The sequence below is a fragment of the Aeromonas sp. Lyrl_2 genome (assembly GCF_051948815.1).
Taxonomy (GTDB): domain Bacteria; phylum Pseudomonadota; class Gammaproteobacteria; order Enterobacterales; family Aeromonadaceae; genus Aeromonas; species Aeromonas veronii.
This window is the reverse complement of record NZ_JAYJLJ010000008.1, coordinates 80751-101066: the sequence shown is the minus strand read 5'-3', so window position 1 is coordinate 101066 and position 20316 is coordinate 80751. Positions and strand designations below refer to the sequence as shown.

General features: G+C 56.9%; 22 protein-coding genes. 9 read left to right on the top strand and 13 right to left on the bottom strand.

Annotated features, from left to right (window positions below):
* Window positions 1-48 precede the first annotated feature (48 nt).
* The 3 genes from VF684_RS09130 to VF684_RS09120 all read left to right on the top strand — a co-directional run bounded on the left by VF684_RS09130 (window position 49) and on the right by VF684_RS09120 (window position 1340).
* Window positions 49-225: a hypothetical protein gene (locus VF684_RS09130; RefSeq protein ID WP_005339717.1), complete on the top strand. Its 177-nt coding sequence runs from the start codon at window positions 49-51 to the stop codon at window positions 223-225.
* 97 nt (window positions 226-322) lie between these two features.
* Window positions 323-970, top strand: coding sequence for a nucleotide-binding protein (locus VF684_RS09125; RefSeq protein WP_376899240.1), 648 nt, complete (start codon window positions 323-325; stop codon window positions 968-970).
* A 1-nt stretch (window position 971) separates the two neighbouring features.
* Window positions 972-1340 (top strand): CopG family transcriptional regulator, encoded by a 369-nt coding sequence (locus VF684_RS09120; protein WP_103250703.1) that lies wholly within the window; start codon window positions 972-974, stop codon window positions 1338-1340.
* 737 nt (window positions 1341-2077) lie between these two features.
* Here VF684_RS09120 and hemN read toward each other — a convergent pair.
* The 4 genes from hemN to VF684_RS09100 all read right to left on the bottom strand — a co-directional run bounded on the left by hemN (window position 2078) and on the right by VF684_RS09100 (window position 5976).
* A complete protein-coding gene (gene hemN / locus VF684_RS09115; protein WP_139441151.1) occupies window positions 2078-3451 on the bottom strand; it encodes an oxygen-independent coproporphyrinogen III oxidase in 1374 nt (457 codons plus the stop codon).
* Between the two features lie 31 nt (window positions 3452-3482).
* Window positions 3483-3923, bottom strand: coding sequence for a DUF2489 domain-containing protein (locus VF684_RS09110; RefSeq protein WP_107683214.1), 441 nt, complete (start codon window positions 3921-3923; stop codon window positions 3483-3485).
* An 11-nt stretch (window positions 3924-3934) separates the two neighbouring features.
* Window positions 3935-4522: a Der GTPase-activating protein YihI gene (gene yihI / locus VF684_RS09105; RefSeq protein ID WP_047438995.1), complete on the bottom strand. Its 588-nt coding sequence runs from the start codon at window positions 4520-4522 to the stop codon at window positions 3935-3937.
* Window positions 4523-5358: 836 nt separating this feature from the next.
* Entirely contained in the window at window positions 5359-5976 is a 618-nt protein-coding gene (locus VF684_RS09100) for a c-type cytochrome (protein ID WP_005339710.1), read from the bottom strand.
* Between the two features lie 142 nt (window positions 5977-6118).
* Between VF684_RS09100 and yihA the strand changes: the two genes are divergently transcribed.
* The gene (gene yihA / locus VF684_RS09095) at window positions 6119-6775 is read left to right on the top strand and encodes a ribosome biogenesis GTP-binding protein YihA/YsxC (RefSeq protein WP_139441150.1); all 657 of its coding nucleotides are present in this window, start codon (window positions 6119-6121) and stop codon (window positions 6773-6775) included.
* Between the two features lie 775 nt (window positions 6776-7550).
* Here yihA and VF684_RS09090 read toward each other — a convergent pair.
* The 9 genes from VF684_RS09090 to VF684_RS09050 all read right to left on the bottom strand — a co-directional run bounded on the left by VF684_RS09090 (window position 7551) and on the right by VF684_RS09050 (window position 14315).
* Window positions 7551-7811 (bottom strand): DUF1488 domain-containing protein, encoded by a 261-nt coding sequence (locus VF684_RS09090; RefSeq protein WP_139441148.1) that lies wholly within the window; start codon window positions 7809-7811, stop codon window positions 7551-7553.
* A complete protein-coding gene (gene aroE, locus VF684_RS09085) occupies window positions 7808-8629 on the bottom strand; it encodes a shikimate dehydrogenase (protein ID WP_139441147.1) in 822 nt (273 codons plus the stop codon). Before aroE ends, VF684_RS09090 begins: the two co-directional genes overlap by 4 nt.
* Before the next feature lie 103 nt (window positions 8630-8732).
* Entirely contained in the window at window positions 8733-9641 is a 909-nt protein-coding gene (hemF, locus tag VF684_RS09080) for an oxygen-dependent coproporphyrinogen oxidase (protein ID WP_139441146.1), read from the bottom strand.
* Between the two features lie 112 nt (window positions 9642-9753).
* Window positions 9754-10314: an L-threonylcarbamoyladenylate synthase gene (locus VF684_RS09075; protein WP_139441145.1), complete on the bottom strand. Its 561-nt coding sequence runs from the start codon at window positions 10312-10314 to the stop codon at window positions 9754-9756.
* A 135-nt stretch (window positions 10315-10449) separates the two neighbouring features.
* A complete protein-coding gene (purE, locus tag VF684_RS09070) occupies window positions 10450-10953 on the bottom strand; it encodes a 5-(carboxyamino)imidazole ribonucleotide mutase (protein WP_139441144.1) in 504 nt (167 codons plus the stop codon).
* A 74-nt stretch (window positions 10954-11027) separates the two neighbouring features.
* Complete coding sequence (locus tag VF684_RS09065; protein ID WP_139441143.1) at window positions 11028-11585, bottom strand: DNA topoisomerase family protein; 558 nt, start codon at window positions 11583-11585, stop codon at window positions 11028-11030.
* Window positions 11586-11640: 55 nt separating this feature from the next.
* On the bottom strand, window positions 11641-12114 hold the full coding sequence (locus VF684_RS09060) for a DUF494 family protein (RefSeq protein ID WP_005339699.1): 474 nt from the start codon (window positions 12112-12114) through the stop codon (window positions 11641-11643).
* Window positions 12107-13222, bottom strand: a complete 1116-nt coding sequence (dprA, locus tag VF684_RS09055; protein ID WP_139441142.1) for a DNA-processing protein DprA — start codon at window positions 13220-13222, stop codon at window positions 12107-12109. Before dprA ends, VF684_RS09060 begins: the two co-directional genes overlap by 8 nt.
* A 1-nt stretch (window position 13223) precedes the next feature.
* Window positions 13224-14315 carry a LysM peptidoglycan-binding domain-containing protein gene (locus VF684_RS09050; RefSeq protein WP_139441141.1) on the bottom strand — a complete coding sequence of 364 codons (1092 nt, stop codon included), beginning with the start codon at window positions 14313-14315 and terminating at the stop codon, window positions 13224-13226.
* Window positions 14316-14423: 108 nt separating this feature from the next.
* Between VF684_RS09050 and def the strand changes: the two genes are divergently transcribed.
* From def to VF684_RS09025, 5 genes are all read left to right on the top strand, one after another.
* On the top strand, window positions 14424-14936 hold the full coding sequence (gene def / locus VF684_RS09045; protein ID WP_005357510.1) for a peptide deformylase: 513 nt from the start codon (window positions 14424-14426) through the stop codon (window positions 14934-14936).
* A gap of 12 nt (window positions 14937-14948) precedes the next feature.
* Window positions 14949-15893, top strand: a complete 945-nt coding sequence (gene fmt, locus VF684_RS09040; RefSeq protein ID WP_005357507.1) for a methionyl-tRNA formyltransferase — start codon at window positions 14949-14951, stop codon at window positions 15891-15893.
* A gap of 60 nt (window positions 15894-15953) precedes the next feature.
* Entirely contained in the window at window positions 15954-17246 is a 1293-nt protein-coding gene (gene rsmB / locus VF684_RS09035; protein WP_139441140.1) for a 16S rRNA (cytosine(967)-C(5))-methyltransferase RsmB, read from the top strand.
* A 79-nt stretch (window positions 17247-17325) separates the two neighbouring features.
* Window positions 17326-18702, top strand: a complete 1377-nt coding sequence (gene trkA, locus VF684_RS09030) for a Trk system potassium transporter TrkA (RefSeq protein ID WP_005339689.1) — start codon at window positions 17326-17328, stop codon at window positions 18700-18702.
* Between the two features lie 96 nt (window positions 18703-18798).
* On the top strand, window positions 18799-20241 hold the full coding sequence (locus tag VF684_RS09025) for a TrkH family potassium uptake protein (protein WP_005341967.1): 1443 nt from the start codon (window positions 18799-18801) through the stop codon (window positions 20239-20241).
* Window positions 20242-20316 lie beyond the last annotated feature (75 nt).

The window sequence follows — 20316 nt, the reverse complement described above, 5'->3', positions numbered from 1 at the left end:
CAGAAAGTGATCTAGATCACACAGGAATGGCACTACCAAGGAGTTGTTATGAAGATGAAACCCATGCTGTTGCTCGCGACTTTGCTGCTCTCTGCGCTCCCCACCCTCAGTCAGGCTGAAGGAGCACCTGCCATGCCCATGGTGGTATGCCATGTCGACAAGGCCCCTCAAATGCTGGTGCCTGACTATGTCTGCCGCTGGCAGGGAGGCAGCGTTCATTACTAGTCGAAACAACGAGAGGAGCATCACTCCTCTCGCCTTGTGATGAGACAGGCCCCTCCTATACTGAAATCAGCGGTTTTCTCATGGATAGGGGAACGTCATGATCTTGTTGGTCGGTGGAGAGAAGGGGGGGAGTGGCAAGAGCTGCCTGGCACAAAATCTGGCGGTCTACCTCAGATCCCAATTTCTGGGGGAGGTGTTACTGGTCGACTGCGACCCGCAGCGCACCACCTCTGACTGGATTCAGGAGCGCAATGACAATCCGGAGCTGCCACAAATCAACTGCGTACAGCTCTATGGCAATATTCGCAACGACCTGCTCAGCCTGAAAAACCGCTACGACTACGTCATCGTAGACTGTGGCGGACAAGACAACCGGGCGCTGCGCTCTACCATGGCTGTCGCCACCCACGCCCTGATCCCCTTGCGCCCGAAACGTCGCGACCTCAAGACCCTGCCCCACATGGAAGATCTCATCACCACCTGCAAGATGGTCAACCCGACCCTCAATGCAGCCGTAGTGCTGACCCAGTGCCCCGCCCTGCCCAATCAGGTAAAACGCATTCTGGAAGCGAAAGAGGTTTGCTCCTCGTTCGGTGTCGACGTCCTGAACGCCATCACCTACGGCCGCAATGTCTATGACGACAGCGAAGAGAAGGGACTGTCGGTGATGGAGATCGAGCCGGATGGCAAATCCGCCGAAGAGATCCGGGCCATCGCCAAAGAGTTCCTGCAAGTGGGGGTGTGAGATGGGTCTGGCCGATCTGAAGAAAAAGCACCAGCTGCATCACCAGAAGAAGTTCACCGTCGACGAATTTATCGAAGATGCGGAGTTCTACGCCAAGGGCAAACCCAAAGTGGTCAGCCTTGAACTGGGCCTGCATCGTGACGAAGCCTTGTCGGCGCTGACCTTTATCGAGAGTGGTGAGCACCTGAAGCCCAGCTACAAAAAAGCCACCTTCTCCATGAGCACGGTGGCCATCGACGAGCTGGGTAATCTGACCCAGCAAGACGGCATGAACAAGTCCCTGTTGCTGCGCCTCTTTACCCACTACTTCTCTTCGCTGACTCCTGAGGAGCGCCAGACCATCTATGAGCGACTCAACCAGCGCTCATAATTTCTCCATTCAGCCGCTCTTTGTCTGCCTCGCCAACTCACCCTGAATGACCATCATCAGACGGCAAAATCTGTTTCTGAAGCAACCAAAACGCCGTGTAAGAGATCTGCCATTCCAGATGTAAGCCAACAGCCGAAAAGATCCCCGAGATAATCGGAAGATAAGATCTTAAAACATGAAGAGGATAAACTTAACTAGTTGTTTATAAATGAATAAATCGAAACTCACCACTTTCGAAATAGCTAATGACAAAAACGTTTTCCAATCTGGCGTTGTAGCCGGTTAGAAAATCCTTATAGTTACTCATGCACGGACGCAATGAAGTCGGTCAGGAAGACTGGCTGCCAGGGTTGGGCAAATGGACTAACCACAGGATGTGGTAAAGGACACCTCCCAGGACGGAGAAAGTGCGACGGGACAGGATGACTCGTCAGGCCAAGATGGCTAAAGGACACCCCAAAGGATTGGGAAGGGGAAACCTAAAGGAAGAGGTAAACAGTCAGGGATTGCAGGGAGCAACTTCGTTCAAGGATCTGAGCGATACGACTACCGGGGGCGACGCAAGTCGCCCCCATCTTTTTATCTGCATTTCACCGTCCCCTTGCTTGGCTCTCAATTGCTTGCCTCAGCGCAGAGACTTCTTACCAGAACCTTCCCGACCCGCTGCTTAAGCAAAAATACATATGAAAGGGGCGCCACAATGGCGCCCTTCTCTGTTTTCTAATCGGCAAACAAGCTTATATCACGCGAGAGAACTGCTGCTGACGCGCCTTGTTGCGCAAGTACACGTCGAAACACATGCAGATATTGCGGATCAGCAGCTGCCCGGTGGAGGAGACCTCCAGACCATCCTCCGTCATACGCACCAATCCATCGTTGATGAAGGTCTGCAGCAGCTTGAGATCGTCGGCAAAATACTCTCTGAAATTGAGCCCGTGCGCCTGTTCGACAGCGGCAAAGTTCAGACGGAAATCACAGATGAGCCGCTTGATCACCTCACGGCGGATCAGGTCATCCTGATTGAGCGAGCAGCCTTTCCACTGGGCATGACCCAGCTCTGCAACCTGTGCGTAATAGGTCTTGAGCTCTTTCTGGTTCTGGGAGTAGGTATCACCGATCATGCTGATGGAGGAGACACCCAGCCCCAGCAGATCGCAATCACCTTGAGTGGTATAGCCCTGGAAGTTGCGGTGCAACTTGCCCTCGCGCTGCGCCACTGCCAGCTCGTCATCGGGTTTGGCAAAATGGTCCATACCGATGAACTGGTAACCCTGACCGGTCAGGAAGGCGATGGTGTCCTGCAGCATGGCCAGCTTCTCCTGCGGCGCAGGCATATCCACCTCTTTCAACTTGCGCTGGGCAGCAAAGCGACTCGGCAGATGGGCATAGTTGAAGATGGAGAGGCGCGCCGGATCCGTCTTGAGCACTTCTTCCAGCGTATGGTGGAAACTGGCACGATCCTGATGCGGCAGGCCATAGATAAGGTCGAGGTTGGTCGAGCGGAAGCCTAGTTCACGGGCCCGTTCCAACATGGCTTTAATAAAGTCGTTGTCCTGCTCGCGGTTGACTGCGACCTGTACATCCTTGTTGAAGTCCTGCACCCCGAGGCTGATGCGGTTGAAGCCGACATCTCGCAGCACATCCAGCATGGTAATGGCAATCTCGCGCGGATCGACCTCGATGCTGAACTCCCCCTCTTCGGCGAAATGGAAGTGCTCACGCAGCATGGCCATCAGACGGCGCGTTTGCGCTTCATCCAGATAGGTGGGTGTACCGCCACCCCAGTGCAGCTGGGTAACCAGACGATGCTTGAAGAACGGGGCTTGCGCCTTGATCTCCTTCTCCAGGTAGTCGAGATACTCGTCAGCCTTGTGCTGATGACGGGTAATGACCTTGTTGCAGCCGCAGTAGTAGCAGAGCTTGTGACAGAAAGGGATGTGCACGTAGAGCGACAGATTGCGCTCGGGATACTGGCCGGCTGCGCGGACAAAATCCGGATAGCCGAAGCTCTCGTTGAACTCCAGCGCAGTGGGATAAGAGGTGTATCGCGGGCCACTGTAGTTATATTTTCCGATCAGGGCCTGATCCCACACAATCTGTTCTGCTTGCACGCTCGCTTCCTCTCTTGTTGTTATTGTTGGCTCACCGACCTAACTGAAAATCCTTCAGCTGGGCCACATCCTTGAGGATCTGAGCCTCCAGCTCGGCCTCGTAGCCGCTGCGTTCGAGATCCATCTTCATCACTTCATTGCGCTTGAGGGCGCGTCTGGCCTCATGAGTCGGCATATCTTTCACCTTCTCATACAGCCGGTACAGACCCGGGAACTCGGCAACGAACGCTCGCCCCCCCTTGATCTGCAACGCATCCAGCAGATTGGTCAGCCGAATGGCGCCTTCGGAGTAATCGCACTGCCCCTCCTGCACCGCATGGGCAATGACCCGTACGCTCTCCAGAATTCGCTCATTGCGAGCAGTTATAGCCTGCCACTGCATCGCTTGCTGTCGCCTCAATCTGGCCAGCAGCATGCCTGCATAGATGGCCAATCCTGACAAAATCAGGCCGCCCAACAGGGCGGCCAGCATCCATCCACTCATCACTTTTTCTTCGGCTCAGGCTTGGGTTCCGGCTTGAAATCAACCTGGTTGAAACGGTCCCACAACTCCTCTTCGGAGGCTGGTTTCTGCTCGTCGAACTCGGCGTCATCGCCATCATCAAACGGCAGCTCGTCATCTTCATCATCGTCGTTGTCGATGATGCCCAGCTCATCCATCAGCTCCTGATAACGGTCGACACGCTGATCAACCCAGGCCTGCTCGGCCGCTTCCAGGGTTTCACCGGCATCAAGACGATCCAGCAGATCATTCAAGCGGTCATCGTTTTCGATGGAAGCCAGCTCCTGCTCGGGCGTCATCACCAGCTTCTTCTCTTTCACCGCCTTGGGTGCTGCCGGCTTCTTCTGTTTGTCATCAACCACCAGTACTACCGGCTTGCGGGAACCGATACGCGGATCTTTGGACTGGCTGTTGCCAGACTTGCTCTTCGGCTGTTCAACTTGCTGACGAGAACCAGCCTTCAGGCCCTTGCGCTTGGCAGCCCGTTTACGCTCACGGCCTTCCTGAGCACTGACATCAGATTCTTTGCGCTTGCCAGTAGGCTTGCGAGTGGGTTGTTTGGCAGACATGAATGGCTAACTCCGAAAATAACTGGTTTGACCCGTACCCGGGATGATCTCACCCGGTGGGATACGATGCGAGGAACAGTAAGGCTGGAACAAGAGCAGGATCCCGCACCAATCAGGCCCAATCAGGCCACTGAACACCGCAGGATCGGTATCCTCTGGGCATGTTGCTGGTATTTTGACACAGAATGGCTGATCGGGTTAATGACCCAAAAGAAAAAAGGCAGCCGAAGCTGCCTTGATATGTTCATGCGTGCGCCATCCTGAATGGCAAAACAATCTGTTTCGTCCTCTCCTTGACAACTTGTCGCCGCATCATATCGTTGTGTGGTCATCCTGACCTTATATTGGTCGTTCCTGAATGTGCGTGTGCCTGTTTGACCCGTCTCGACCGCATCCTGCCATCGTGCCGGGGAGTCTGCATCCCGCAACCCCATCCCGCTCCGGAGATGGTCACCATCCTGATCCTTCAATCCTTTGCCAGCTCATCCGAGCCCATGGCATCCCGCCACGCCAGCCATCCTCTGCTCACAACACCCTGTCGTGAAACCGCCACCCAATCCGTGGGTGAATCCATTAAGCCTACTGTACCAACTCTATAAAGCGGCTCAATCCACTCAAAACATTCTCAACATGTCGAAAAATATCAATATTCATATAATTCATTGATAAATAATGATTATTTAATATTTTATGCAATTTTATGAGCCTTGGCCTGCCTTGAGAATGGGAGATCTCTTACAGAACGGGGGGATTAAACCGAGAATTATCTGAAAGCCATAAAAACAACGGGGAGCCCAAGCTCCCCGTTTCAACTCAAATCGACCGTATCGACTATATCAGTGCAGACCCGCCACATATTTGGAGAGGGCTTCGATATCCTGATCAGTCAGTTTCTTGGCAACATCCCGCATCATGCCATTCGGATCGTTGTCACGCGTGCCGGCACGGAATGCGGTGAGCTGAGCTTTGATATAGGCAGGATGCTGGCCGGACAGGTTTGGATACTTCGCCTGCTCGACACCCGAGCCACGGGGACCATGGCAAGCCGTACAAGCTGCCAGACCACGACTCATGTCACCACCCATATAGAGTGCCTTGCCCGCTTCGACCACGTCGTCAGGGACAGCGATAGGGGTAACCTTCAGGCTGGAGAAATAAGCCGCCAGGTCATCCATGTCCTGTTCCGACAAAGGTAACGCCATCGGCCCCATCACTGGCGCAACCCGGCCAATTTGACCAGAAGCGGCAGCCTTCAGTTCAACTAACTGCTTTTTGATATATGATGCGTGCTGACCAGCAATTTTGGGGTACATATCAACCAGGCTGTTTCCGTCCGGTCCATGACAAGCCGCACAAACGGCGGCCTTGGTCTGTCCCGCAGCGGCATCGCCCTTGGCTTGTGCCATCCCCGTTACGCCAACCATCAGAGCAAGAGTAATGACTAGGTTCTTCATGGCGTTCCAACTTTTCGTTATTAGGCTTCCAGATCCCATGCCGCTGAAGGCATGTTAAAATAAACGCGTTTAAGCGACGCTATTTTACACCATTTTACAAAAAAGTAACTCTATAACCCTCTATCTCCATGGGGAATTTACGTTGGATACACAAACTCTGAATTTCAATAAGGTGCATTTTGTGACCAGCGCACCCGACATCCGTCACCTGCCAAATGATGGGGGTGTCGAGATCGCGTTTGCCGGCCGTTCCAACGCCGGTAAGTCATCTGCATTGAACACCTTAACCAAACACAAGAACCTGGCACGCACCAGTAAGACACCCGGTCGTACCCAGCTGATCAACCTGTTTGAACTGGAACCGGGCAAGCGTCTGGTCGACTTGCCGGGTTATGGTTATGCTCAAGTTCCGCTGGAAATGAAGCTCAAGTGGCAAAAGTCACTGGCAGAGTATCTACAGCGCCGTGAGTCATTGAAAGGCCTGGTGATCCTGATGGACATCCGTCACCCGCTCAAAGATACCGACATGAACATGCTGGAGTGGAGCTCACACCGTCAGCTGCCCGTCATGCTGCTGCTGACCAAGGCTGACAAACTGAGCCCCGGCCCGCGCAACAACCAGGTGATCAAGGTGCGCCAGGCCGTTGCCAACCTCGGTACCCAGATCCAGGTCGAAGCGTTCTCCTCCCTCACCAATATCGGTGTGGAGAAGCTGGCGCAAACCCTGACCGAATGGTACGTCAGTGGTGACGATAGCGACCTGCTGGACGCTGATGAACAGCAACCTGCCGAGGAGTAATCTACTCCTCGCTCTCCTTGCAATTGGCGGAGCACTCCTCCGCTGATTGAAAGGGTTTCAGATTGCCGCTTTCACCTGCCTCACGACAAATACCCCGCATTCGCCTCCCCTGCTATATCCAATACTGCTTAAAGTTCATATAGATAGGCAGTTAATTCACATGAATAATTAACTTAAGTAGGCGTTGATAGCGTTTTCAAACCTGTTCTTTCAAAACGAACAAGAATTACAAAAAGAGACAAAAATGAAATTTAATTACAAATTCTAACCGAAAGGGATAAAAATGAGGCCGGACGACAGTAATGCCATCCAGCCTGAAATAATAAGTTCAAAAAATTGGGAAGAAGCTGAATCTTGAGTACCAGACGACAGGTATTCCTCAAGAAGCAGCCTCATTCTATCAAATGCATCGCCAATTTAAAGCATTTACTCTAAATGATGCGCATAAAAAAACACCCCGACGAGAACCTCATCGGGGCAGCTATTCAGCCACATTCAATTACGTGAAATAAAAGGTCTGAAAGATAGAACATCTTACCTCTGTACCCTACGCAGACAACTGTACAGCAAAGCAGCAGAAAGTGAAAGTAATTTATGTAATTTAGTTTCACAACTTACAGATTAAGAAAAACCTTTTACTTTCATGCAGATAAAAAAATCCCCAGTACGAATACCGGGGAGTTATAAAGGTGACTAGCTAGCACTTCCTCAACTATCTAGTTAGTCAGCGCTATTTCAAAGTAGTTCCGCTACAAAACAAAAAAACTTTGAAAAATCAGAGGTAGATAGCACCATCTTCAGCAAACTCTTGTTCTTCAATGAGTTTTTCAGCCAGATCTTCAATGTCAAAACGCACACTTTCAAAGGCTCTGACGATATCATCCTCCCTCGTCAGCGCCAGACCTGTCATTCTCTCCAGCCGCCGCTGGCTGATGTAACAATCTATCAGCGCCCCCATCTGCTGGGCAGGAAAACGCACCCGCTGTTCGTCAGCCTGCCACTCGACCAGATCGGGAAACAGAATACCCTGGTTCATATCACCCCCAAGTTACGCTTCAGCTCTCTCAATACCTGTTTAGTCCCGGGACGAATTCCGCGCCACACGGTAAACGCTTCGGCGGCCTGCTCCACCAGCATGCCGAGTCCATCCATGGTTTGACGGGCCCCATGCTGCTTGGCCCAAGTGATAAACGCCGTATCCGAGGCGCCATACATCATGTCGTAGATGGCAATATCAGTGTGGATCAGGGCAGGGGCCAACGGCGGCAGCTCTCCTTGCAGGCTGGCGGAGGTAGAGTTGATGACGAGATCGAATGGCCCTGCCAACTGTTCATAGGTCTGGGCAGTCACAGGCCCCAGATCGCAGAATTCGGCAGCCAACTGTTGCGCTTTTGTGTGGGTGCGGTTGGCGATCACCAGCTCGCTCGGCAACTCGGCCAGCAGCGGCGCCAATGCACCACGAGCCGCGCCACCGGCACCCAGCAGCAGGATCCGGCTATCCGCCAGCGTCACACCATGGGACTTGAGATCGGCGACCAATCCAGCGCCATCGGTATTATCCCCCAGTAACACGCCATCATCGGTCAGCTTGATGGTATTGACCGCGCCCGCCCGCTTGGCCCTCGGGCTCAAGCGATCGACCAAAGTGAATGCTTGCTCCTTGAAGGGAATGGTGACATTGCACCCCTTGCCCCCTTGGGCAAAGAAAGCACGCAGAGTTTGGGCAAACTCGTCGACGGCGGGTTCAGCCAGCCCATACTCCAGCTCTTGCTGGGTTTGTCTGGCAAACAGGGTGTGAATAAAGGGGGACTTGCTGTGGCGCACCGGGTGGCCAAAAACCAGATAACGATCCATCAAAGAGTTCCATCAGAGGGCAATATTCCGATTTAACGGGTTTTCGCACTCGGGAACAAGCCGAATATCGGCCAGCAAAAAGGGGCCATCAAGGCCCCTCGGGTCACAGCCACTCTCGCGGCGTGAGGTAATCGGTGTAGAGCAAAGCTTCAGGAGTGCCCGCCTCCGGCTGCCAGTCATACTCCCAACGTGCCAGCGGTGGCATCGACATCAGGATCGACTCGGTACGTCCGCCGGTCTGCAGCCCAAACAGGGTGCCCCGGTCATACACCAGATTGAACTCCACATAACGACCGCGACGATAGAGCTGGAACTCCCGCTCCCGCTCGCCATAGGGCAGCGCCTTGCGTCGTTCGATGATCGGCAGGTAGGCATCGAGATAACCCCGACCTACCGCCCGCATAAAGGCAAAGCAGTCGGCAAAAGGCCAGCGATTAAGATCGTCGAAGAAGAGACCGCCCACCCCCCGCGTCTCGTTGCGGTGCTTGAGAAAGAAGTAGCGATCGCACCAGGATTTAAATTCGGGGTAGATATCATCACCAAAGGGTTGGCAGAGATCACGGGAGACCTGATGCCAGTGCTGGACATCCTCGGCAAAAGGGTAGAAGGGCGTCAAATCGAAGCCACCGCCAAACCACCAGATAGGCTCTTCGCCTTCCTTCTCGGCAATGAAGAAGCGGACGTTGGCGTGGCTGGTCGGCACATAGGGGTTATGCGGATGGATCACCAGCGACACGCCCATCGCCTCGAACTTGCGACCGGCCAACTCTGGCCGATGGGCTGTAGCAGAGGCAGGCATGGCATCGCCATAGACATGGGAGAAGTTGACGCCCCCCTGCTCGATCACCGCGCCGTGGCGCAGCACACGGGTGCGACCACCGCCACCGCCTTCACGGCTCCAGGCATCTTCCACAAAGTGTCCACTGCCGTCGGCCTGCTCCAGACCACGGCAGATCTCGTCCTGCAACTGCAACAGGAAGGCCTTGACCTGGGCCACATCCGGTTTGCTCATCTTGTCTCCAGTCAGGCAGGATCGTGAACGCCCTGTCCATTTTTATAGTTGAATCAATCCGATGAGCTCACCGCTCAGCGGATTGATAGCAAATCATGACGTATCCGCCTGCTCAGGAGGGGCGAATAATGGCGCCAGTTCGGGCGTCCTTGATCTCGGAGGGGTTGGCTTGATCACCCACTTCACCGGGCAGGATATAGGCTAACTTGCTTGCCAGCCGCTCACCAATATCGGCCACCCGACGGGCAGGCTCCTCACCGGTCAGGTTGGCGCTGGTAGAGACCAGCGGCTTGCCAAAGGCGCGACACAACGCCTGCACCTGAGGATGAGCCGTCACGCGTACCGCGAGGGTCTCGAACTGCCCGGTCAGCCAGGCCGGCGTCGTTGCACGGGCAGGCATGATCCAGGTAAAGGGGCCGGGCCAGCTGGCTTCAACCCGAGCAAGTTGTTCATCGCTAAGCTGGCTCAGATCGATGTAGTCCTGCAGTTGTGCCATGTCGGCAGCAATCAGGATCAACCCCTTCTCTACCGGACGCTGCTTGATGGCCAGCAGTCGCTGCACTGCAGCTTCGGAGTCGGGATCACAACCCAGACCAAACACGGCCTCGGTCGCATAAGCAATCACCCCTTCCTGTTGGAGGGCGGCAACCGCCTGTTCAAATTCATTTGGCATAGGAAAAATGCGGCAGCCAGGCTGCCGTCTCGTCACTTAGTAGCAAGTTGAATCCGTATGGCGGCGACCATGGCAAAGTGACGTGTTGCTGTTGCACAGGAAAAATACGACACATCCGGATCGCCACCCGTTCACTTAATTGAGTTGAGCCTGCAGGGCGGCATCCTTGGCCATCACCTCTTCGGCATTCTTCTGGCGTTCGGCCCGAACCTTGGCCGCCAGTTCATCATCGGCTACCGCCAGCATCTGGGCTGCCAGATAACCTGCGTTCTTGGCACCGGCTTTGCCGATCGCCACGGTCGCTACAGGTACACCACCCGGCATCTGCACGGTGGAGAGCAACGCATCCAGCCCCTTGAGCGGGCCACCATCGATGGGCACCCCGATCACGGGACGAGTCGTGATGCCGGCTACGGCACCCGCCAGATGCGCAGCCAGACCAGCAGCACAGATAAAGACCTTGCAGCCACGGGCCTCGGCATCGGTCACATACTGATGGGTCGCAGCCGGCGTGCGGTGCGCGGAGGTGACTTTGACTTCCACTGCGATATCAAATGACTTGAGCACCTCGAGGGTGGTCTGCATCACGGGGAAATCAGAATCAGAGCCCATCAATACGGCAACAAAGGGTTTATTCATGGTGGGAATTTCCTTACTCCAAGTGGGGGGTTGAAGTTCACCGAAAACGTTTCAATCCGGTTGCGGCGGCGGGATTATACCTGCTCACTTTGGTGGCCGCATTTCTTTTGCGGACAGACCCAACGCAGAGTTCCCCTCACTTTTTTCTCTACCATGATGCCCCAGCCACACGTGGGACAAGGCATGGGGATCGGCTTGTCGTTCACCACATATTTGCAGTGTGGATAGCCATCACAAGAGTAAAACTGCTTGCCGTAGCGGGAGGTGCGGCTCACCAGATGACCCTTGCCGCACTCGGGGCAGAGGATCTGGGTATCATCGCTCTCCTGCAGGGATTCGATGTGCTGACAGGCCGGATACTGGGTACAACCGACAAACATACCGTAACGCCCCTTCTTGATCGCCAGCGGCTCTCCGCAATCGGGACAGGCAGAGCCTTCGAGCACCTTTTCGATGTCGCGGCCGGATGGCGTCAGGGAGCGTATGTAATCACAGGCAGGATAGGCAGAACAGCCGAGAAAGGGGCCATGTTTGCCCTGGCGGATCACCAGCTCGGCCCCGCACTGCGGGCACGGCTCGCGCTCGAAGGCATGTTCGTGGGCTGAAAAGAGGTGATGATCGATTTTTGACATGGGCCGCGCCTTGAAATCCAGATGGCCTGAATTCTACCAGCGCGGCACCGGACTGTCAGTGAATGACGCCGTCTGACTCATCAAACACCAGCTCTTCCATCTGCTGGTAGGCATTTTCACTGCCCGGTACGTTGAACAGCACCATCATGACGACCCACTTAAGGTCATCCAGCTCGATATCCGGCTTGTCCAGTTCGAGCAGGCGCTCGATACAGATCTCGCGGGTTTCGGCATTCAGCACCTGGGCCTGTTCCAGAAAGAGCAGGAAGCCGCGGCACTCGGTGCTGAGGCGTGCCAGCTCTTGCGGAGCATAGATACGCATCGAGCCTTGCGCGCTGGCGGTGACATAGACCTCCCGCTCGCTGTCGTGCAGATTGGCCAGTCGCTCCAGCCAGTCGAGTGCCTTGTCGATCTCTTCTTTATCGAAACCGGCCCGGCTCAACTCGTCGGTGAGCTCATCCTGCTCGACCATCACATCTGCATCGCTGTGGATGTAGGTCTCGAAAAGGTACATCAATACATCAAACATGATTCGCCCTCCTCGCTCTGACGTATCCACCGGCTACCGCCATCACTGCACCGGCCAGCTCCAGCTCTACCAACCTGCCCAATACCACTTCGACAGGAAGCTGGGCCCGCTCGGCAACGGTATCCACGCTCGTGGTCTCATAATCTACGTTATCCAACAAATCGGCATAAGGCAATTCGCTATTATGCGGTTGCTCAGATGGTATGACCGACGAATGTGGCCGTGCGACCCACTCTGGCAGCTCTTCCACTATATCGGCCGCACTCAGCACAAGTTTGGCCCCCTGCTGAATTAATCTGTTGCACCCTATCGCCTGGGCATTTTGCAGGGCACCAGGCACAGCAAACACTTCGCGCCCCTGTTCAAGCGCATAGCGAGCGGTGATCAGCGAACCGCTCTGCTCGGTCGCCTCCACCACCAGAGTTCCCAGCGACAGACCACTGATAATACGGTTGCGACGAGGAAAATGTTCAGCCAGCGGCCCTTTATCCGGCGCCAGCTCGGAGATAAGCAAGCCACCACTCTCCAGAATCTGGCCTGCCAGCCCCTGGTGGCGTTTGGGGTAGAGGCAATCCAGCCCGGAACCCAACACGGCAAGGGTGATACCGCCACAAGCCAGCGCTTGGTGATGGCAAACACCATCGATACCGAGCGCAAGACCCGAGGTGATGGCTAACCCGCATCCAACCAGCTCGCTACAGAGGCGGGACGCATTATCTTTACCTGCATAGGTAGGATGGCGTGTCCCCACCATTGCCAGCTGGGGTAGCGACAGCGCAGCAAGATCGCCACGACAGTAGAGCAACAGGGGAGCTGCGGGAATTTCCCGCAACAAGGGTGGATAAATCGGGTGATCTTGCGGAATAAGGAGATTGTCAGGCAAAGCGGCCCAAGCCAGGCTCTGCTCAACCACCGGCGAGGGCCAGCGCAGTTGTTTGATCTGCTCTGATGACAACCCCATACCATGCAGCTGCGCTTCATCGCTCTGAAACAGGGCCTCAATACTTCCCCCAGCCCGTTCCAACAGACGTGCAGCGGTCACCGGACCAATACCGGTGACCGCATCGAGAGTTAGCCAGAGCGCCAGACGCGCGTCGGGGTAGTTCACGTCAGAAGTGAGTGACCTGATAGCCCGCACTCACCATGTCGTTACTCTGCATGATGAGACCGTAACTCAGCTTGTCATACACCTTGAACAACATGACACGGGCAATCGCTTCAGAGGGCAGTGGTGCCTTCTTGTTACTGCTGTAAAACACCCGGTTAAAAACCGACGAGAGCTCCTTGTACTGTACATCGCCATTCTTGGTGACCAGAGCAGCACCGGGCCGTCTGACATCCAACACATCCCCGGCGACCAGTTGATCGCGGCCACCCCGGTTGATCAGCACCACATCAAACTTGCCACCGCCCCGGGTCTTGTTCGGCAAATCGATGATATAGCCCGGCGTGATGGCAGGTGCGGCTTTGGGTGTGAAGACGGCGGGCATGTTCTCCTGAACGGGCAGCGGCATCACCTTGTCGCCCTGCAGCACTTCGCGCTGGTTATGAGTGAGGGTAACTTCAGTCCGATCGCCATCAAGACGCGCCACGGCCCGCACCACACCGGCAAAGATCGCCTCCTGGCCCAGCAGTTCACCGGTTTCGCGATCCTTGTAGACCACTCCGGGATGATAGATGCCATAGACCTGCCCGGGCGTCAGGGAGCCCTGCACATAGAGGGTGTCCCCCTCCAGCATGCCGATATGTTTCTGATCCGACCCCAGCAGATAAGGCAGGGTTTTCTGCTGCTGGCTGTCAGCCAGAATATGGTCGGTTTGCAGGAAGGGGCCGATCTCGCTGATAGGCAGGGTCGGAATGGGGTTGGCTTTGTTCTCGTAACGGGTTTTCGGGCCGAGACGGATAACTTGCTTGCCACCCTGCATCGCCTTGCCGAGCCGGGGTTCACCATTGACCCAGCTCAGATGCAGTACATCACCGGGGTAGATCCAGTGAGGATTGGCAATCTGCGGATTGATGTTCCAGAGACGGGGCCAGAGCCAGGGTTCGGAAAGATACTTGCCGGAGATATCCCACAGGGTGTCGCCTTTTTGCACTACATAACTTTCGGGGTAACCCGCTTTCAGCCTGAGCTGATCGGCCAGTGCTGCCTGACTCACGGTCACCAGCAGGCAGGCGAGGATGGTTTGCTTCAGATACATAACACTCCCTGTTACTTCTGTACGCAAAGTGTTGCTGTTTTTTGTCGGCGTAAATGACTAGAATTACGCCAATATTGACTGCATTTATACGAAACTAAAGAAAAAACTATGGCCATTCTAGATGTATTGCGTTTTCCCGATGAGCGCCTGCGCACCGTTGCAGCCCCTGTCGAGACCTTTACACCCGAGTTACAACAGATTGTAGATGATATGTTCGAAACCATGTACGCGGAGGAAGGCATTGGCCTGGCCGCGACTCAGGTCGACATTCACCAGCGCATCATAGTGATCGATGTCTCTGAAAACCGTGAAGATCCTCTGGTATTGATCAATCCGGAGGTCATCGAGCAGTGCGGCAGCACCGGCATTGAAGAGGGTTGCCTCTCCGTGCCCGGCAGCCGTGCTCTGGTGCCTCGCGCCGAACAGATCAAAATCCGCGCCCTGGATCGCAACGGCAAGCCGTTCGAGCTGGAAGCCGATGATCTGCTCGCCATCTGCATCCAGCATGAGATGGATCATCTGGTCGGCAAGCTGTTTGTGGATTACTTGTCCCCGCTCAAGCGCCAGCGCATTCGCCAGAAGCTGGAAAAGATGGCCCGTGAAGATCGCAAAGTCCTCTGAGGATCTGCCCCATTGAATAAGCTGAAACTGATTTTTGCCGGTACTCCCGACTTCGCCGCCCGTCACCTGGCGGCGTTGTTGTCTTCCGACCACGAGGTCGTTGCCGTTTATACCCAGCCTGACAAGCCTGCTGGCCGTGGTCAGAAGCTCACCGCCAGCCCGGTCAAAGAGCTGGCACTGGCCCACAACCTGCCGGTTTACCAACCGGCCTCTCTGCGCAAGGAAGAGGCGCAAGCCGAGCTTGCTGCACTGGGTGCCGACCTGATGGTGGTGGTTGCCTACGGCCTGATCCTGCCCAAGGTGGTGCTCGATACCCCGCGCCTAGGCTGCATCAACGTCCATGGCTCCCTGCTGCCCCGCTGGCGCGGTGCCGCACCGATCCAGCGCTCTATCTGGGCGGGCGATGCCGAAACCGGCGTCACCATCATGCAGATGGATGTGGGACTGGATACCGGCGCCATGATCCGCAAGGTAAGCTGCCCCATCGCCGCCGACGAGACCTCCGCCAGCCTCTATGACAAGCTGGCCGAGCTGGGCCCGCAGGCACTGGTCGACACCATCAATGCCATGGCCGCCGGTGAAACCGCTGCCGAAGCGCAAGATGATGCGCTGGCCAACTACGCCGAAAAGCTCTCCAAGGAAGAGGCCCGTATCGACTGGTCGATGGAGGCTGTTGCCATCGAACGCTGCATCCGCTCGTTCAACCCCTGGCCCATCAGCTGGTTTGAAGTGGCTGACCAGACCGTCAAGGTATGGCAAGCCGCCGTCATTGACAGTGACCACGGCCAACCCGCCGGCACCCTGCTCAAGGCCGACAAGCAGGGGATCGATATCGCTACCGGCAAAGGGGTACTGCGCCTGCTGACCCTGCAACCGCCCGGCAAGAAGGCGATGTCCGTTTCGGATCTGCTCAACTCTCGCCGCGACTGGTTTGAACCCGGCACGCAATTGAATTGAACTGGATTGAATTGACACAAGCGGGGCCCAGGCCCCGACTTGCGCATCTAAGGTAACTCTATGAAAACACGTGCACAGGCCGCTCTCGTTATTCAACAGGTGCTGGATCAGGGTCAATCCCTCTCCGCTGTTCTGCCTGCTGCCCAGGAGAAAGTTGCACCTCGCGATCGCGCTCTCCTGCAAGAACTCTGCTACGGCACCCTGCGCTGGCTGCCCCGCCTTGATGCGGCAGTCAACGAGATGATGGACAAGCCGCTCAAAAACAAGAGCCGCATTTTCCACTACCTCATCCTGGTCGGTCTCTATCAGCTCATCTACACCCGCATTCCGGCTCACGCCGCGGTGGCCGAGACCGTCAACGCGGTCAAGCTGCTCAAGGGCACCTCACTGCGTGGCCTCATCAACGGCGTGTTGCGCAACTTCCAGCGCAGCGCCGAAGTCATTCTGCTGCGTATCGATCGCGTGCCGAGCGTGCGACTGGGTCATCCTGAGTGGCTCACCAAGCGCCTGCGTCAGGCCTATCACGATGAGTGGGAATTCATCATGGAGGCGAACAACCAGCGCCCTCCCATGTGGATCCGCAACAACAGCCAGCGCCAGAGCCGTGATACCATGCTGGCTCGCATGGCTGAAGTCGGCATCAATGCCGTGGCCGGTGAAGAGGGCGAGGATTGCATCCTGCTGGAGCGTCCTTGCGATGTGACCAAGCTGCCCGGCTTCGAAGTGGGTGACTGCTCGGTACAGGATGGCGCAGCACAACAGGCCGCGGCACTGCTCGACCCGCAACCGGGTGAGTGGGTGCTGGATGCCTGCGCCGCCCCCGGCGGCAAGACCGCCCACCTGCTCGAGCGTCAGCCCAAGCTGGCTGGCGTGGTTGCCGTTGATGCCGACGAGAACCGCCTCAAGCGGGTGCAGGAGAACCTGGATCGCATCGGCCTGACCGCCAAAGTGATCCACGGCGATGCCGCGGCACCGGAACAGTGGTGGCCGGAGGGGCTGTTCGACCGCATCCTGCTGGATGCCCCCTGCTCCGCCACCGGCGTTATCCGTCGCCACCCCGACATCAAGTGGTTGCGCCGTGATCAGGACATCCGCGAGCTGGCCGAGCTGCAGCGCCGCATTCTCAATGCCCTCTGGGGCAAGCTGAAGAGCGGTGGCACCCTGCTCTACGCTACCTGCTCCGTCCTGCCGGAAGAGAACCGCGACCAGATCCGCGCCTTCCTTGCCGCGACCAAAGATGCCAAATTGGTACCGTTGCACGAACAGGACACCCCGGACTGCCCGGGTCGCCAGTTCCTGCCGGGTGAAGCCGAGATGGATGGCTTCTACTACGCCAAGCTGGTCAAGCTGTGACGCTGACATGCTTCTTCCGGGGCAATCGCCATGCAGGCGAAATGCCCCTTTACTGCCTCAACGTGAGTAGACGTTCCCTATGAAGATCATCATTTTGGGAGCCGGCCAGGTCGGCGGCACTCTGGCCGAGAACCTGGCCGGGGAGAACAACGACATCACCATCGTCGACACCGACAGCGAACGCCTGCGCGAACTGCAGGACAAGTTTGACCTGCGGGTGGTCAACGGTCACGGCGCCCACCCCAAGGTGCTGCGCGAAGCGGGTGCTCAGGATGCCGACATGCTGGTCGCCGTCACCAACAGTGACGAGACCAACATGATCGCCTGTCAGGTGGCCTACTCCCTGTTCAACACCCCGAACAAGGTGGCACGGATCCGCTCGCCAGCCTATCTGACCGAGCGGGATCGCCTGTTCCTGCCGGAATCGGTGCCGGTGGATCACCTGATCGCGCCGGAGCAACTGGTGACCGACTATGTGCGTCGCCTGATCGAATATCCGGGTGCCCTGCAAGTGGTTGATTTTGCAGGTGGCCGCGTCGGTCTGGTGGCGGTCAAGGCCTACTACGGCGGCCCGCTGGTGGGTAACGCCCTCTCAACCCTGCGCGAGCACATGCCCAACATCGAGACCCGGGTAGCGGCTATCTTCCGTCAGGGCCGCCCGATCCGTCCGCAAGGTACCACCATCATCGAAGCGGATGACGAGGTCTTCTTCGTTGCCGCCGCGGGCCATATCCGTGCCGTGATGTCGGAGCTGCAGCGCCTCGAGAGCCCCTACCGCCGCATCATGATCGTCGGTGGTGGCAACATCGGCGCGGGTCTCGCCCGCCAGCTGGAGAAGCGCTACAGCGTCAAGCTCATCGAGCGCAACCAGAAGCGGGCGGAGCAGCTCTCCGAACTGCTGGAGAACACCATCGTCTTCTGTGGCGATGCGGCGGATCAGGAGCTGCTGGCCGAGGAGCACATCGACCAGATCGACGTCTTCATCGCCGTGACTAACGAGGATGAGGCCAACATCATGTCGGCGCTGCTCGCCAAGAAGATGGGCGCCAAGAAGACCATGGTGCTGATCCAGCGCGGCGCCTACGTCGATCTGGTGCAGGGTGGCTCCATCGATATCGCCATCTCGCCCCAGCAGGCCACCATCTCGGCCCTGCTGACCCACGTGCGCCGGGCCGATATCGCCAACGTCTACAGTCTGCGCCGCGGCGCGGCCGAGGCGATCGAGGCGATCGCCCACGGCGACGAGAACACCTCCAAGGTGGTCGGCAAGACGGTTGGCGAACTCAAGCTGCCACCGGGCACCACTATCGGTGCCGTGGTACGCGGGGATGAGGTACTGATCGCCCACGATCGCACCAAGATCCAGCAGGATGACCACGTGGTCATGTTCCTGGTGGACAAGAAGTACATCCCGGAAGTGGAGCGGCTGTTCCAGCCAAGCCCCTTCTTCCTGTAACGTCTTCATGCGCACAGGCTGTCAAACCAGACCCGGCTCAGCTCCCCCAAGGGGATGGTCCGGGTCTTTTGTTAATCAACGACCAGGTTATCGAACATGATCAAGCTGCGTCCCATTATCTTCACCCTCGGGCTGGTGCTCTCCAAGCTGGCGCTCTTCATGTGGCTGCCCACCTTGCTGGCACTGCTCACCGGGTCAGAGGGATTTGTCGAGTTTCTCAAGTCCGTGCTGATCACCCACGGCGCCGCCCTGCTCTGCCTCCACTACGGTCGCAAGGCGGAGTTTCATCTGGGGGTGCGGGAGATGTTCCTGCTCACCACCTCGGTCTGGGTGGTAGCCTGCGCCTTCGGCGCCCTGCCTTTTGTTTTCATCACCCACATCAACTTCACCGACGCCTACTTCGAGACCATGTCGGGGGTGACCACCACGGGCTCTACCGTGCTCTCCGGCCTCGACAACATGGCTCACAGCATCCTGTTGTGGCGTTCCATCCTGCAGTGGCTGGGCGGGGTCGGCTTTATCGTGATGGCGGTAGCCGTGCTGCCCTACCTCAACGTCGGCGGTATGAAGCTGTTCCAGACCGAGAGCTCGGACTGGTCGGACAAAAGCGCCCCGCGTGCCAAGACGGTCGCCAACAACATCGTTGTGGTCTATCTGGTGCTCTCCATGCTCTGCTTCATGGCCTACTGGGCCAGCGGCATGAACATGTTCGAGGCGATCAACCACGCCATGACCACTCTCAGTACCGGCGGCTACTCCACCTCCGATCAATCCATGTCCCACTTCTCCAACTCGGCACACTGGATTGGCACTCTATTCATGTTCCTCGGCGGCCTGCCCTTCCTGCTCTATGTGCAGAGCCTCAACCACAGGGACAACAGCCTGTTCAAGGATGCCCAGGTGCGCGGCTTCTTCTGGCTGGTGGTGTGGGTCACCGTCATCATGACCTTCTATCTGTGGGAGAGAGATCTGTTCGGCTTCTGGGATGCCCTGCGCATCAGCTGCTTCAACATCGTCTCGGTGCTCACCACCACCGGCTACGGCCTTGGTGACTTCGGCACCTGGGGGCCGCTCGCCAGCATCGTCTTCATCGTGCTGCTGGCTCTTGGGGCCTGTTCAGGCTCCACTGCGGGTGGTCTCAAGATCTTCCGGGTACAGGTGGCATTCGCCCTGTTCAGAAAGCAGATGCGCCAACTGATGCACCCTTCTGCTGTCTTCCCGCAGAAGTACAACGGCCGGACGGTCAATGACGCCATCATCCGCTCGATGATCTCCTTCGTACTGGCCTACTTCGCCATCATTCTGGTGATAGCCGCGCTGCTGGGCGCCATCGGGCTTGACCCCCTGACAGCCATATCCAGCTCCATCACCGCCGTCGCCAACGTCGGCCCGGGCATGGGCCCGGTGGTCGGCCCCAGCACCAACTTTGCCAGCCTGCCGGAATCGGCCAAATGGCTGCTGTCATTCGGCATGCTGCTGGGACGACTGGAGATCCTGACGGTCGCCGTGCTCTTCTTCCCCTCCTTCTGGCGCCAGTAACCCCTTACTGCAAGCCAGCAAAAAGCCGCAGCGTTCATCCGCTGCGGCTTTTTATCTCACCCATCCCCACGACCT

Bases quoted from the DNA above. Each gene is read 5' to 3' on its own strand.
- VF684_RS09130 (WP_005339717.1), top strand. From the start codon at position 49: ATGAAGATGAAACCCATGCTGTTGCTCGCGACTTTGCTGCTCTCTGCG.
- VF684_RS09125 (WP_376899240.1), top strand. From the start codon at position 323: ATGATCTTGTTGGTCGGTGGAGAGAAGGGGGGGAGTGGCAAGAGCTGC.
- VF684_RS09120 (WP_103250703.1), top strand. From the start codon at position 972: ATGGGTCTGGCCGATCTGAAGAAAAAGCACCAGCTGCATCACCAGAAG.
- VF684_RS09110 (WP_107683214.1), bottom strand. From the start codon at position 3,923: ATGCTGGCCGCCCTGTTGGGCGGCCTGATTTTGTCAGGATTGGCCATC.
- yihI (WP_047438995.1), bottom strand. From the start codon at position 4,522: ATGTCTGCCAAACAACCCACTCGCAAGCCTACTGGCAAGCGCAAAGAA.
- VF684_RS09100 (WP_005339710.1), bottom strand. From the start codon at position 5,976: ATGAAGAACCTAGTCATTACTCTTGCTCTGATGGTTGGCGTAACGGGG.
- VF684_RS09090 (WP_139441148.1), bottom strand. From the start codon at position 7,811: ATGAACCAGGGTATTCTGTTTCCCGATCTGGTCGAGTGGCAGGCTGAC.
- aroE (WP_139441147.1), bottom strand. From the start codon at position 8,629: ATGGATCGTTATCTGGTTTTTGGCCACCCGGTGCGCCACAGCAAGTCC.
- hemF (WP_139441146.1), bottom strand. From the start codon at position 9,641: ATGAGCAAACCGGATGTGGCCCAGGTCAAGGCCTTCCTGTTGCAGTTG.
- VF684_RS09075 (WP_139441145.1), bottom strand. From the start codon at position 10,314: ATGCCAAATGAATTTGAACAGGCGGTTGCCGCCCTCCAACAGGAAGGG.
- purE (WP_139441144.1), bottom strand. From the start codon at position 10,953: ATGAATAAACCCTTTGTTGCCGTATTGATGGGCTCTGATTCTGATTTC.
- VF684_RS09065 (WP_139441143.1), bottom strand. From the start codon at position 11,585: ATGTCAAAAATCGATCATCACCTCTTTTCAGCCCACGAACATGCCTTC.
- VF684_RS09060 (WP_005339699.1), bottom strand. From the start codon at position 12,114: ATGTTTGATGTATTGATGTACCTTTTCGAGACCTACATCCACAGCGAT.
- VF684_RS09050 (WP_139441141.1), bottom strand. From the start codon at position 14,315: ATGTATCTGAAGCAAACCATCCTCGCCTGCCTGCTGGTGACCGTGAGT.
- def (WP_005357510.1), top strand. From the start codon at position 14,424: ATGGCCATTCTAGATGTATTGCGTTTTCCCGATGAGCGCCTGCGCACC.
- rsmB (WP_139441140.1), top strand. From the start codon at position 15,954: ATGAAAACACGTGCACAGGCCGCTCTCGTTATTCAACAGGTGCTGGAT.
- trkA (WP_005339689.1), top strand. From the start codon at position 17,326: ATGAAGATCATCATTTTGGGAGCCGGCCAGGTCGGCGGCACTCTGGCC.
- VF684_RS09025 (WP_005341967.1), top strand. From the start codon at position 18,799: ATGATCAAGCTGCGTCCCATTATCTTCACCCTCGGGCTGGTGCTCTCC.